13 protein-coding genes are annotated in these 13,821 nt (G+C 45.5%); 11 read left to right on the top strand and 2 right to left on the bottom strand.

Annotated features, from left to right (window positions below; translation table 11 throughout):
• Nucleotides 1–152: 152 nt before the first annotated feature.
• The 6 genes from dxs (at nucleotide 153) to spo0A (ending at nucleotide 7,744) form a co-directional block, all read left to right on the top strand.
• Entirely contained in the window at nucleotides 153–2,054 is a 1,902-nt protein-coding gene (dxs, locus tag CW370_RS07395) for a 1-deoxy-D-xylulose-5-phosphate synthase (RefSeq protein WP_029946101.1), read from the top strand.
• Nucleotides 2,051–2,896 (top strand): TlyA family RNA methyltransferase, encoded by an 846-nt coding sequence (locus CW370_RS07390; RefSeq protein WP_003230264.1) that lies wholly within the window; start codon nucleotides 2,051–2,053, stop codon nucleotides 2,894–2,896. The genes dxs and CW370_RS07390 overlap by 4 nt, the downstream gene beginning before the upstream one ends.
• 97 nt (nucleotides 2,897–2,993) lie before the next feature.
• Nucleotides 2,994–3,443, top strand: a complete 450-nt coding sequence (gene argR / locus CW370_RS07385) for an arginine repressor ArgR (protein WP_003230265.1) — start codon at nucleotides 2,994–2,996, stop codon at nucleotides 3,441–3,443.
• A 36-nt stretch (nucleotides 3,444–3,479) separates the two neighbouring features.
• Nucleotides 3,480–5,210 (top strand): DNA repair protein RecN, encoded by a 1,731-nt coding sequence (gene recN, locus CW370_RS07380; RefSeq protein ID WP_024573058.1) that lies wholly within the window; start codon nucleotides 3,480–3,482, stop codon nucleotides 5,208–5,210.
• Between the two features lie 174 nt (nucleotides 5,211–5,384).
• A complete protein-coding gene (gene spoIVB, locus CW370_RS07375; protein WP_004398697.1) occupies nucleotides 5,385–6,665 on the top strand; it encodes a SpoIVB peptidase in 1,281 nt (426 codons plus the stop codon).
• 275 nt (nucleotides 6,666–6,940) lie between these two features.
• Nucleotides 6,941–7,744 (top strand): sporulation transcription factor Spo0A, encoded by an 804-nt coding sequence (spo0A, locus tag CW370_RS07365; protein ID WP_003226427.1) that lies wholly within the window; start codon nucleotides 6,941–6,943, stop codon nucleotides 7,742–7,744.
• Between the two features lie 465 nt (nucleotides 7,745–8,209).
• Here spo0A and CW370_RS07360 read toward each other — a convergent pair whose 3' ends face one another.
• Both CW370_RS07360 and CW370_RS21225 read right to left on the bottom strand, forming a co-directional pair.
• On the bottom strand, nucleotides 8,210–9,328 hold the full coding sequence (locus CW370_RS07360) for an NADH-dependent flavin oxidoreductase (RefSeq protein ID WP_017696437.1): 1,119 nt from the start codon (nucleotides 9,326–9,328) through the stop codon (nucleotides 8,210–8,212).
• 72 nt (nucleotides 9,329–9,400) lie between these two features.
• A complete protein-coding gene (locus CW370_RS21225; protein ID WP_134156339.1) occupies nucleotides 9,401–9,553 on the bottom strand; it encodes a hypothetical protein in 153 nt (50 codons plus the stop codon).
• 307 nt (nucleotides 9,554–9,860) lie between these two features.
• On the opposite strand from CW370_RS21225, the gene CW370_RS07355 reads away from it, so the two are divergent.
• From CW370_RS07355 to CW370_RS07335, 5 genes are all read left to right on the top strand, one after another.
• Complete coding sequence (locus tag CW370_RS07355) at nucleotides 9,861–10,157, top strand: hypothetical protein (protein ID WP_014480225.1); 297 nt, start codon at nucleotides 9,861–9,863, stop codon at nucleotides 10,155–10,157.
• 19 nt (nucleotides 10,158–10,176) lie between these two features.
• Complete coding sequence (locus CW370_RS07350; protein WP_010886565.1) at nucleotides 10,177–10,797, top strand: N-acetylmuramoyl-L-alanine amidase family protein; 621 nt, start codon at nucleotides 10,177–10,179, stop codon at nucleotides 10,795–10,797.
• Nucleotides 10,798–10,875: 78 nt separating this feature from the next.
• Nucleotides 10,876–11,607 (top strand): glycerophosphodiester phosphodiesterase, encoded by a 732-nt coding sequence (locus CW370_RS07345; RefSeq protein ID WP_024573146.1) that lies wholly within the window; start codon nucleotides 10,876–10,878, stop codon nucleotides 11,605–11,607.
• A 126-nt stretch (nucleotides 11,608–11,733) separates the two neighbouring features.
• On the top strand, nucleotides 11,734–12,915 hold the full coding sequence (locus tag CW370_RS07340) for an acetyl-CoA C-acetyltransferase (protein WP_101169534.1): 1,182 nt from the start codon (nucleotides 11,734–11,736) through the stop codon (nucleotides 12,913–12,915).
• 24 nt (nucleotides 12,916–12,939) lie between these two features.
• A complete protein-coding gene (locus tag CW370_RS07335) occupies nucleotides 12,940–13,803 on the top strand; it encodes a 3-hydroxybutyryl-CoA dehydrogenase (protein WP_024573144.1) in 864 nt (287 codons plus the stop codon).
• Nucleotides 13,804–13,821 lie beyond the last annotated feature (18 nt).

Below are 13,821 nucleotides of genomic sequence, written 5' to 3'. Positions count from 1 at the left end.
TGCACGAGATATGGTAAAATGTAAGCAGTTTATATGAAAAATGAAAAGGAAAAGCGCGTTTGTCTTTTTTTATGTCTGAGATTATTGTCAGCTCGGCATGCAAAAGACATGTATCATTGCAGAAATTCATGCTGAAAGTGAGTTGATCCGCTTTGGATCTTTTATCAATACAGGACCCGTCGTTTTTAAAAAACATGTCCATTGATGAATTAGAGAAATTAAGTGATGAAATCCGTCAGTTTTTAATTACCAGTTTATCCGCTTCCGGCGGCCACATCGGCCCAAACTTAGGTGTCGTAGAGCTTACTGTTGCCCTGCATAAGGAATTTAACAGCCCGAAAGACAAATTTTTATGGGATGTAGGCCATCAGTCGTATGTCCATAAGCTGCTGACAGGACGCGGAAAAGAATTTGCGACGCTTCGCCAGTACAAAGGGCTTTGCGGATTTCCAAAGCGGAGTGAAAGCGAGCACGATGTTTGGGAAACCGGGCACAGCTCGACTTCTCTGTCAGGCGCGATGGGAATGGCAGCTGCCCGTGATATTAAAGGAACGGATGAATATATTATTCCGATCATTGGTGACGGCGCGCTGACCGGCGGTATGGCGCTCGAAGCCCTTAACCACATCGGCGACGAGAAAAAAGACATGATTGTCATTCTTAATGATAATGAAATGAGTATTGCGCCAAATGTCGGTGCCATTCACTCTATGCTCGGAAGGCTCCGCACTGCGGGGAAATACCAGTGGGTCAAAGATGAGCTTGAATACTTATTTAAAAAGATTCCGGCAGTTGGGGGCAAGCTTGCCGCCACGGCGGAACGGGTCAAAGACAGCCTGAAATACATGCTCGTCTCCGGAATGTTTTTCGAGGAGCTCGGTTTTACGTATTTGGGCCCGGTGGACGGACATTCTTATCATGAGCTGATTGAGAATCTTCAATACGCCAAAAAAACGAAAGGCCCTGTTCTTCTGCACGTCATTACGAAAAAAGGGAAGGGGTACAAACCGGCTGAGACCGATACGATTGGGACATGGCATGGTACCGGACCATATAAAATTAATACCGGTGACTTTGTAAAGCCGAAAGCCGCAGCTCCTTCGTGGAGCGGCCTTGTCAGCGGAACTGTGCAGCGAATGGCGCGCGAGGACGGACGCATTGTAGCCATTACGCCGGCTATGCCTGTCGGTTCAAAGCTTGAAGGTTTCGCAAAGGAATTCCCTGACCGGATGTTCGATGTAGGAATTGCTGAACAGCATGCCGCAACAATGGCTGCAGCTATGGCAATGCAGGGTATGAAGCCGTTTTTGGCGATTTACTCAACCTTCCTGCAAAGGGCATATGACCAAGTTGTTCATGACATCTGCCGCCAAAACGCCAATGTGTTTATTGGAATTGACCGTGCAGGACTCGTCGGCGCTGATGGAGAGACACATCAAGGCGTGTTTGATATTGCGTTTATGCGCCACATTCCAAACATGGTCTTAATGATGCCGAAAGACGAAAATGAAGGCCAGCACATGGTTCATACAGCACTTAGCTATGACGAAGGCCCGATAGCGATGCGTTTTCCGCGCGGAAACGGACTCGGCGTAAAAATGGATGAACAGTTGAAAACGATTCCGATCGGTACGTGGGAGGTGCTGCGTCCAGGGAACGATGCTGTCATTTTAACATTCGGCACAACAATCGAAATGGCGATTGAAGCAGCCGAAGAGCTGCAGAAAGAAGGCCTTTCCGTGCGCGTTGTGAATGCGCGTTTTATTAAGCCGATTGATGAAAAGATGATGAAGAGTATGCTAAAAGAAGGCTTGCCAATTTTAACAATTGAAGAAGCGGTCTTAGAAGGCGGTTTCGGAAGCTCGATTTTAGAATTCGCTCATGATCAAGGTGAATATCATACTCCGATCGACAGAATGGGTATACCTGATCGGTTTATTGAACACGGAAGCGTAACGGCGCTTCTTGAGGAAATTGGACTGACAAAACAGCAGGTGGCAAATCGTATTAGATTACTGATGCCGCCAAAGACACACAAAGGAATTGGATCATGACGTCAAAGAAAGAACGATTAGATGTATTATTAGTGGAAAGAGGGCTGGCGGAAACGCGTGAAAAAGCCAAAAGAGCCATTATGGCGGGGATCGTCTACTCAAACGAAAACCGCTTGGACAAGCCTGGAGAAAAAATTGACCGCGACCTTCCGTTAACCGTCAAAGGAAACCCGCTGAGATATGTGAGCAGGGGTGGCTTAAAGCTCGAAAAAGCGTTGAAAGAGTTTCCCGTCTCTGTCAAAGATAAAATTATGATTGATATTGGCTCCTCCACCGGCGGTTTTACGGACTGCGCTTTGCAAAATGGAGCTAAACAGTCATACGCTGTGGATGTAGGCTATAATCAGCTTGCGTGGAAGCTTAGACAGGATGAACGGGTCGTCGTGATGGAACGGACGAACTTTCGTTATGCAACACCGGCAGACTTTACAAAGGGCATGCCGGAGTTTGCCACAATTGATGTGTCCTTTATTTCACTGCGGCTCATCCTGCCTGTCCTAAGGACTTTGCTCGTACCGGGCAGCGACTGCATGGCTCTAGTTAAGCCTCAGTTTGAAGCGGGACGGGAATCCGTCGGCAAAAAAGGGATTGTCAGAGATCCTAAAGTGCATGCTGATGTACTCAAGCGAATGATCAGTTTTTCTGCCGCTGAAGGCTATATCTGTAAAGGCTTGTCATTTTCTCCAATCACGGGAGGAGACGGAAATATTGAGTTTCTCCTTCATTTGCATTGGCCGGGAGAGGGACAGGAAGGCCAGGAGCTGCCGGAAGAAGAGATCATGCGTGTTGTAGAAGAAGCACATAAGACGTTAAAAGAAAAAAAAGCAGATGTACCGGAATAATAGGGCGCTATTATTCCTTTTTTCTGCATTCATGTACAATGTGCAGAGAATCATATAACATAAAAGAACAGATAAGCTTGGAAATAGAGGTGCTTACATGAACAAAGGCCAGAGGCATATTAAAATCAGAGAGATCATTACAAGCAATGAAATCGAAACGCAGGATGAATTGGTCGACATGCTAAAGCAGGATGGATACAAAGTAACGCAAGCCACGGTATCACGGGATATTAAAGAACTTCACCTTGTAAAAGTGCCTACAAACAATGGTTCTTACAAATACAGTCTTCCGGCGGACCAGCGTTTCAATCCGCTGTCAAAGCTAAAGCGGGCATTGATGGACGCATTTGTGAAAATAGACTCAGCAAGCCATATGATTGTGCTGAAAACGATGCCGGGCAATGCCCAGGCAATCGGGGCGCTGATGGACAATTTGGACTGGGATGAAATGATGGGGACCATTTGCGGGGATGATACGATTTTAATTATTTGCCGGACTCCTGAAGATACAGAAGGCGTAAAAAACAGGCTCCTTGAACTGCTGTAACAGAAAATCTAACAAAGATAAGAGGTGTAATGCTGTTTGTTAGCTGAACTATCGATTAAAAACTTTGCCATTATTGAGGAACTGACGGTTTCTTTTGAACGCGGGCTTACGGTTTTAACAGGAGAAACCGGAGCCGGCAAATCCATCATCATAGATGCCATTTCTCTTTTAGTCGGAGGCCGCGGATCATCTGAATTTGTTAGATATGGGGAAGCAAAAGCCGAACTTGAAGGGCTGTTTCTGTTGGAGAGCGGCCATCCTGTTTTAGATGTATGCGCTGAGCAGGGAATCGACGTTTCAGACGAAATGATCGTCATGAGACGGGATATCAGCACGAGCGGGAAAAGCGTTTGCCGTGTCAATGGCAAGCTTGTCACGATTGCTTCACTAAGAGAGATCGGCAGGCTTTTATTAGATATTCACGGGCAGCACGATAACCAGCTGTTAATGGAAGACGAAAATCATCTCCAGCTTTTGGACAAGTTTGCCGGGGCCGAAGTGGAAAGCGCGCTCAAGACGTATCAGGAAGGGTACCAGCGGTATATGAAGCTGCTCAAAAAGCTTAAGCAGCTTTCTGAAAGCGAACAGGAAATGGCCCATCGCCTTGATCTTATTCAATTTCAGCTCGAAGAAATCGAATCGGCAAAGCTTGAGCTTAACGAAGATGAACAGCTCCAAGAAGAGCGCCAGCAAATTTCAAACTTTGAGAAGATATATGAATCGCTGCAAAATGCATATAACGCGCTTCGCAGTGAGCAGGGCGGATTGGACTGGGTCGGAATGGCATCAGCGCAGCTTGAAGATATATCTGATATTAACGAACCGCTAAAAAAACTGTCTGAAAGTGTTTCGAACTCCTACTATTTGCTTGAGGATGCCACATTTCAGATGAGAAATATGCTGGATGAGCTTGAATTTGATCCGGAACGCCTGAACTATATTGAGACGCGACTTAATGAAATCAAACAGCTGAAACGAAAATACGGTGCCACTGTTGAAGACATTTTGGAATATGCTTCTAAAATTGAAGAAGAGATTGACCAAATTGAAAACAGGGACAGCCACCTTCAAAGCTTGAAAAAGGAGCTTGACTCCGTCGGCAAAGATGTCGCAGTGGAAGCGGCAAATGTGTCACAAATCCGAAAAACATGGGCGAAAAAGCTGGCTGATGAGATTCATCGGGAATTAAAAAGCCTGTACATGGAAAAATCAACTTTTGATACGGAATTTAAGGTCAGAACAGCGTCACGCAATGAAGAGGCGCCGCTTGTAAACGGCCAGCCCGTTCAGCTGACTGAACAAGGGATTGACCTGGTGAAGTTTTTAATTTCAACCAATACAGGCGAGCCGCTGAAATCCCTTTCGAAAGTCGCTTCAGGTGGAGAGCTGTCACGGGTGATGCTTGCCATAAAAAGCATTTTTTCCTCACAACAGGATGTGACATCGATCATTTTTGATGAGGTTGATACCGGTGTAAGCGGCAGGGTCGCACAGGCAATTGCTGAGAAGATCCATAAGGTGTCAATAGGATCACAAGTGCTGTGCATTACACACCTGCCTCAGGTGGCTGCCATGGCCGATACGCATCTTTATATTGCGAAGGAGTTAAAAGACGGCAGAACGACGACACGTGTCAAGCCGCTCTCTAAGCAGGAAAAGGTAGCGGAAATCGGGCGCATGATTGCAGGTGTCGAAGTAACCGACTTAACGAAACGCCATGCGAAAGAACTTTTAAAACAAGCGGATCAAGTCAAAACAACTGGGTAAGCTGCGCGAGAAGCGCAGCTTATTTTTTTCGTGCACATCCATTCGTTCATCAGTATATCCAATGTTTTTCTTCATATGACAGTTATAAATAAGCCGTCAGAAGGCAAAATTAAATGATGTAGCAGCAAGTCATAAAGAAGGTGTGGGATAGGAGCGAGGAGAGTGAAGTAGTGAATGCCCGATAATATCAGAAAAGCAGTAGGTTTAATTCTCCTTGTTTCGTTATTAAGTGTAGGTTTATGCAAACCGCTAAAAGAATATTTACTGATTCCAACGCAAATGAGAGTATTTGAAACCCAAACACAAGCGATTGAAACGAGTTTATCGGTAAACGCTCAGACATCAGAATCCTCAGAAGCGTTTACAGTAAAGAAAGATCCGCATGAAATCAAGGTGACGGGCAAAAAATCAGGTGAGTCAGAATTAGTATATGATCTTGCCGGATTTCCAATTAAAAAAACAAAAGTGCATGTTCTTCCTGATTTAAAGGTTATACCTGGCGGACAATCAATCGGTGTAAAACTTCATTCCGTCGGTGTTCTTGTCGTCGGATTTCATCAAATCAATACAAGTGAAGGCAAAAAATCTCCGGGAGAAACGGCAGGAATTGAAGCGGGCGACATCATTATTGAGATGAATGGACAGAAAATTGAAAAAATGAATGATGTAGCCCCATTTATTCAAAAGGCTGGGAAAACTGGTGAATCTTTAGACTTACTGATCAAACGTGACAAACAGAAAATCAAAACGAAGCTGATCCCAGAAAAGGATGAAGGAGAAGGCAAATACAGAATCGGGTTATATATCAGAGATTCTGCTGCCGGCATCGGCACTATGACCTTTTATGAACCGAAAACAAAAAAATACGGAGCACTTGGCCACGTGATTTCCGATATGGACACAAAGAAACCAATTGTAGTGGAGAATGGAGAAATCGTTAAATCCACTGTAACATCAATTGAAAAAGGGACAGGCGGTAATCCGGGAGAAAAACTGGCGCGATTTTCCTCAGAACGCAAAACGATCGGGGATATTAACAGAAACAGCCCGTTTGGAATTTTTGGCACGCTGCATCAGCCGATTCAAAACAACATATCAGATCAAGCATTGCCGGTTGCGTTTTCTACCGAAGTCAAAAAAGGGCCGGCTGAAATTTTAACCGTTATTGATGATGACAAAGTAGAAAAATTCGATATTGAAATCGTCAGCACAACGCCGCAAAAATTCCCTGCGACAAAAGGAATGGTGTTGAAAATTACCGATCCAAGGCTGTTGAAAGAAACAGGAGGCATCGTACAGGGGATGAGCGGAAGCCCGATCATTCAAAATGGAAAAGTGATCGGTGCTGTCACCCATGTATTTGTAAATGACCCGACAAGCGGCTACGGTGTTCATATTGAATGGATGCTGTCAGAAGCAGGAATCGATATTTACGGAAAAGAAAAAGCAAGCTGACTGCCGGAGTTTCCGGCAGTTTTTTTATTTTGATCCCTCTTCACTTCTCAGAATACATACGGTAAAATATACAAAAGAAGATTTTTCGACAAATTCACGTTTCCTTGTTTGTCAAATTTCATTTTTAGTCGAAAAACAGAGAAAAACATAGAATAACAAAGATATGCCACTAATATTGGTGATTATGATTTTTTTAGAGGGTATATAGCGGTTTTGTCGAATGTAAACATGTAGCAAGGGTGAATCCTGTTAACTACATTTGGGGAGGAAGAAACGTGGAGAAAATTAAAGTTTGTGTTGCTGATGATAATCGAGAGCTGGTAAGCCTGTTAAGTGAATATATAGAAGGACAGGAAGACATGGAAGTGATCGGCGTTGCTTATAACGGACAGGAATGCCTGTCGCTGTTTAAAGAAAAAGATCCCGATGTGCTCGTATTAGATATTATTATGCCGCATTTAGACGGACTTGCGGTTTTAGAGAGGCTGAGGGAATCAGATCTGAAAAAACAGCCGAATGTCATTATGCTGACAGCCTTTGGACAGGAAGATGTCACGAAAAAGGCCGTCGATTTAGGCGCGTCCTACTTTATTCTCAAACCGTTTGATATGGAAAACCTTGTCGGCCATATCCGCCAGGTCAGCGGAAATGCCAGCAGTGTGACGCATCGTGCGCCATCATCGCAAAGCAGTATTATACGCAGCAGCCAGCCTGAACCAAAGAAGAAAAATCTCGACGCGAGCATCACAAGCATTATCCATGAAATCGGCGTCCCAGCCCATATTAAAGGCTATCTCTATCTGCGCGAAGCAATCTCAATGGTATACAATGACATCGAATTGCTCGGCAGCATTACAAAAGTCCTCTATCCGGACATCGCCAAAAAATTCAACACAACCGCAAGCCGTGTAGAAAGAGCGATCCGCCATGCAATTGAAGTGGCATGGAGCAGAGGAAACATTGATTCCATTTCCTCGCTGTTCGGCTATACTGTCAGCATGACAAAAGCTAAACCGACAAATTCGGAATTCATTGCAATGGTTGCGGATAAGCTGAGATTAGAACATAAGGCTTCTTAAACATGAGCTTATTAAGTGGTCATTAAATCAAACGTCTTTTATTTATTAGTTTGCGCTGATAAATAGGAGGCGTTTTGTTTTGGGGACATTTGTTAGTATGGGAGAAGAATATTAAGTATCCGCGTATAGTAAAGGATAGGTTTGAAAAGTAAGGAAAGCTAATGGCGTTATTACCTGCATTCTTGGTCCATTCATACATCTTATAGGATCACGAAGCATGATCGACTCTAGATGTGTCCGTTATAAAATGAAACCTTTCTCCTGCAAAATCGTAAGTAAGGCGTATTCATGTAAAAAGGAGACGTACGAATGAAAAAGAAAAAAGCAAGAAAGCGTGAGGGGTTTTTCCTGGATTTTCTTTTCGAAGTAGGTGGGGAGCTCTTTCTTTTGCTGTTTAGATGTGTACACAAACTATTTATATAAATGGAAAAAAGACTGCCGAATCGTTTCGGCAGTCTTTGCACATTAATCTTTATAAGGCACCCAGCCTGGCGTGTTCACAATTGCTTGCCATAGCGGTTCAGGCAAATGATATTTTTCTTTATCTGTGCCTTTGATCACTGTTTCGATTTGCTTTTCACGGCCTTCTTTTACTTTTACCGTCCAGTCAGGGTCAACTAGAATTTCGCGTCCCATAGCGACTAGCGGAATACCGTTTTCGATGACGGCAAGCGCGTCATCAGCGGAATGGATGGAACCGACGGCGATCAGCGGCACTTTGTTTCCGACACGTTCATTCAATAAGTCCATGCGTGTGCGAGTCGGATCTGCACCGCGGCGCGCTTTTGAGTTCACGTCCATCAGTGAGATATGAAGATAATCCAATTCTTTATCCCCTAAAGCATCAACAAGCGTATAAGTTTCAGTCATTGTCAATCCCGGTGTCTCAGGTTCTTCCGGAGACAGACGGTAGCCGACTAAGAACGCACCCTTCGCATGTTCTGAAGCGGCTTTTTTCACTTCATCGACAATAGCGAGCGGGAAGGCTAATCGTTTTTCATCGCTTCCTCCCCAGCGATCCGTGCGCTGATTGGTTTTCGGAGAATAAAACTGCTGAATTAAGTAGCCGTTTGCACCGTGAATTTCGACACCGTCAAAGCCGGCTTCAATGGCGCGTCTTGTCGCTTCTCCAAACGCCTTCACAATGTTTTCCACTTCTTCTTCTTTTAATGCGCGAGCAATTTGTTTGCCGTTATCAAACACGTCACTTGGCCCCACAACATCCTGTTGAGGAACGAGCTCAGACGGGCATTCGATGCCGCCGTGATGAATTTGCACAACGGCTTTAGCGCCTTGTGCCTGAATGGCTTGTGCTAACTTTTTTAAACCTGGAATGTTGGAATCGTCATGGATGGCCGGCTGCCCGGGGAATGCTTTTCCGTCCGGTGTAACATTTGCGCAGGCTGTAATCACCATTCCCATCTCTTTTGAACGGGGGATGATGTAGTCGAGCTCCGCTTCAGATATTGTACCGTCTTCATTAGAAGCGTAATGAGTCATTGGTGCTACTGCGATCCGGTTGTCGATTGTAACGCCGCTTTTAAACGTAAATGGTTCAAACAGTGGCTTATACTTAGGATTCATTTGATCATCTTCTTTCGTTTGGATTCGCACATATTCTAGCCTATATGTAAAAATTAATGCAATTGATCTGCTTTACTGACTGAATATCTTGAGTGCAGAGTGATGTTTTCTCCGCTCTTTTTCGGGGCCTTTGTAGCCGCCGCTTATTTGGTGGCCGATGGAGCATGTGATGACAGCTGCCGCCAGCAGCAGAACGAATTTTTTCATGGCTTTAACTTCTTTCAATAAAGTAAATATCCTTTAAAAGGTTACGCCTGGCTGACCCACCCGTCAAACGATTTGCTCACCCTATTCTCAAATTTTTAAAAATGAATAAAAAGTTGCTTCTTTCCGCTAATTTTTTCTAATTGGCGCCTCAATTAGAGCCATCCTCATAGACAAATCTGCTCGTTATCTTTCTAACAACAGGAAATGATCGGGTCGTATAGCCCTTTTGAAAATCATGGAACTTGCTCGCCTGCATTCGCGTTGTCTTTACAAATTCGCCATTCTGGTCAAAGATAAAAGCCAAACATCAGGAAGAGGTGGTCATGTGAAACAAACGGTTCTTTTGCTGTTTACTGCGCTCTTTCTTTCGGGGTGCAGTGTTGCAAGTGCGGATGACTCAGTGCCAAGGTTTACCGAAGAGGGAAAATACATTGGCTCGGCTGATCCTCATACGATTGCGGTGTCTCTTAATGGAGAAGAAACCATGATACAAGTTCCGAAGGATAAACGTGATGAATGTGAATCACTGCCAGATCAGACACATGTCCTGGTGAAATATACAAAGAAGGATAATGGAACTTTACAGCTGGAAGATATTCAGCTGCGAAAGAACTCGTCATAAAAAGACCGGAGGGAGTAAGTTGAGAATGTTATGGAGGAGCTTGGCGCTGTGCGGATTGGCTTTGACGCTCGCGCCTTGTGCACAGGCAGCAGAGCCGATAGAAGGGAAAACAGTGTATATTGATGCCGGACACGGCGGTGAAGACAGTGGAGCGGTCGGAAACGGGCTCTTTGAAAAGGATATTAATTTGGCTGTCTCAGAGCATGTGACAGACAAACTAAAAGAAGAGGGAGCCAATCCTGTTGCATCCCGGTCTGACGATCATTTTCTGACCTTGGAGGAAAGAGTGGCTAAGGCAAGTGCCAATCAGGCTGACCTTTTTGTCAGCATTCATGTGAATTCAGGGGTTGCTTCAGCTTCAGGAACAGAAACGTATTTTCAATCTGATTATGAAGGGGAGAACAGCCGGCGTCTGGCATCCGATATTCAGTCACAGCTCGTTTCATCCTTACAAACGAGAGACAGGGGCGTGAAAGAATCAGACTTTTACGTCATTACATATTCACAAATGCCAAGTGTGTTGGCGGAGCTTGGGTTTATCACGAACAGTTCTGATGCGGACAAGCTGGGAAGTGAAGAATACCAGCAAAAGGCCGCAGATGCGATTGTCAACGGCATTGATTCTTATTATGATCAGTAGATTGATACAGCCTTAATCCTAGAGTGGAGCCGACAAAATAAGTATAATGGAGAAAACTTTAGGGTTTGAGGTGAAACGATGACAAAGATTTTTGCCCACCGGGGGGCATCAGGTCAATTTCCCGAAAATACAATGCTTGCATTTGAAAAAGGAATTGAAGCCGGAGCGGATGGGATAGAGCTTGATGTACAGCTGACGAAAGACGGACGCATTGTTGTAATTCATGATGAAAGACTTAACCGTACGACATCACTTAAAGGATTCGTGAAGGATACAGCCTATGATGAGGTAAAGACTGCGAATGCGGCCGCTGGTCACGATCAAGCGTACAGCGATATAAAAGTGCCGCTGCTAGAAGATGTGCTCTCGTGGGCGGTAAAAAAGGATTTTCTCATCAACATTGAATTAAAAAACAGCTTGATCCGCTATGAGGGAATGGAAGAAAAAGTGCTGGAGGCAGTGAAGCGATTCAATGTAGAGGACAGAGTCATCCTATCCACCTTTAATCATGACAGCTTGGCGCTATGCGCCCGGCTTGCGCCGCATATCGAACGGGCAGTATTAACTTCAGATGTGCTTTATCAGGCAGATCGATATATCGCGTCTATTCCGGCTTCCGGCTATCACCCGAAGCTAAACAGCCCAGGGGTCACAGATGAAGTGCTGAAGAAAATGAGGAACAGTTCGATTAAGGTAAGGCCGTATACAGTCAATCGTCCGGAAGATATGAAGCGTCTCATTGAAGCGGGAGCAGACGGCATGTTTACCGACTTTCCAGAAAAGGCTGTGGCATTGCTGAAAAATGAATAGTTGTTAGAAGGAGGCTGTTTGACGCAGCCTTCTTTTTTCATTCATTCATGCCCGTTTCAAAGCATACATTCATAGAAGACAACTAGAAATTGTAAGCGCTGTCTATCTTCTGAATGAGGTGAAACCATGAGGAAAACAGTCATTGTAAGTGCTGCAAGAACGCCAATTGGCAAATTTGGCGGAGTATTGAAAGAGGTGAAAGCTGCTGAGCTTGGGGGCATTGTGATGAAGGAGGCGCTGCAACGGGCTGGAGTCTCTGGAGATGATGTAGAAGGAAACGTCATGGGCATGGTTGTCCAGGCCGGCTCAGGGCAGATACCTTCCCGTCAAGCTGCCCGTCTGGCGGGAATGCCTTGGAGTGTGCCGTCAGAAACACTGAATAAAGTCTGTGCTTCCGGCCTTCGCGCTGTCACTTTATGTGATCAAATGATTCGGGCGCAGGATGCGGACATACTTGTTGCGGGGGGAATGGAAAGCATGAGCAATATTCCGTATGCCGTTCCCGCCGGGCGCTGGGGAGCACGGATGGGGGACGGCGAGCTTAGGGACTTAATGGTGTATGACGGATTAACGTGCGCATTTGACGAGGTGCACATGGCCGTTCACGGAAATACAGCTGCCAAGGAATATGCAGTCTCACGAAGAGAGCAGGACGAATGGGCGTTGAGAAGTCATGCAAGGGCAGCTAAGGCAGCCGATGAAGGGAAGTTTCAGGATGAAATTGTTCCCGTCAACTGGATCGGCCGAAAAGGGAAACCAAACGTTGTTGATAAAGATGAAGCGATTCGCCGTGACACAAGTCTGGATCAGCTCGCGAAACTTGCTCCGATTTATACAAGTGACGGTTCTATCACAGCCGGCAATGCTCCCGGGGTCAATGACGGAGCCGGCGCGTTCGTGCTGATGTCTGAGGAAAAAGCTGCTGAGCTTGGCAAACGGCCTCTGGCTACAATTCTTGGTTTTTCAACTACGGGAATGCCAGCGCACGAGCTGGCGGCAGCGCCGGGGTTTGCCATTAACAAGCTCCTGAAAAAGAACGGTTTGACTGTCCAAGATATTGACTTGTTTGAAGTAAATGAAGCTTTTGCTTCAGTTGTTTTGACATGTGAAAAAATCGTAGGTTTTGATCTTGAAAAAGTAAATGTGAATGGCGGTGCGATCGCGCTCGGCCACCCGATCGGCGCGAGCGGGGCGAGAATTCTCATGACGCTTGTTTATGAATTAAAGCGCCGGGGAGGGGGTCTGGGCGTTGCCGCTATTTGCAGCGGGGCAGCACAGGGAGACGCCGTCTTAGTGCAGGTTCATTAAAACATGATGAAAAAGGGGATTTGAATGGAAATCAAACAAATCATGGTAGCTGGCGCAGGTCAGATGGGAAGCGGAATTGCTCAAACAGCCGCCGACGCGGGCTTTTATGTGCGGATGTATGATGTGAATCCAGAGGCCGCGGAGGCAGGATTGAAACGGCTGAAGAAACAGCTGGCCCGTGATGCTGAGAAAGGAAAAAGGACCGAGACGGAAGTGAAGAGCGTAATCAACCGCATTTCGATTTCTCAAACGCTTGAGGAGGCAGAGCATGCGGACATTGTGATTGAGGCTATCGCAGAAAACATGGCGGCAAAAACTGAGATGTTTAAAACACTTGATCGCATTTGCCCGCCTCATACGATTTTGTCCAGCAATACATCTTCCTTGCCTATTACAGAAATCGCTGCTGTAACAAACCGGCCTCAACGGGTTATTGGCATGCATTTTATGAATCCCGTTCCTGTAATGAAGCTGGTTGAAGTGATTCGCGGCTTAGCTACATCAGAAGAAACGGCCTTAGATGTTATGGCATTAGCGGAAAAGATGGGGAAAACAGCGGTAGAAGTCAATGATTTTCCTGGGTTTGTTTCCAACCGTGTGCTTCTTCCAATGATTAATGAAGCCATCTATTGCGTGTATGAGGGAGTGGCGAAGCCGGAGGCAATAGATGAAGTGATGAAGCTGGGCATGAATCATCCGATGGGTCCGCTTGCATTAGCGGATTTTATCGGACTGGATACGTGTTTATCAATTATGGAAGTCCTTCACTCAGGCCTTGGCGATTCCAAATACCGTCCTTGCCCGCTGCTCCGCAAGTATGTCAAAGCAGGCTGGCTTGGCAAAAAGAGCGGACGCGGTTTTTATGACTATGAGGAGAGGACTTCCTGAAGTCTATTCCATCCGGGG

Origin of the sequence: Bacillus sp. SN32, assembly GCF_002837495.1 — a bacterium.
Taxonomy (GTDB): Bacteria; Bacillota; Bacilli; order Bacillales; family Bacillaceae; genus Bacillus; species Bacillus subtilis.
Note: the sequence above shows the minus strand (reverse complement) of the source record. Positions and strands in the feature narration are given on the sequence as shown.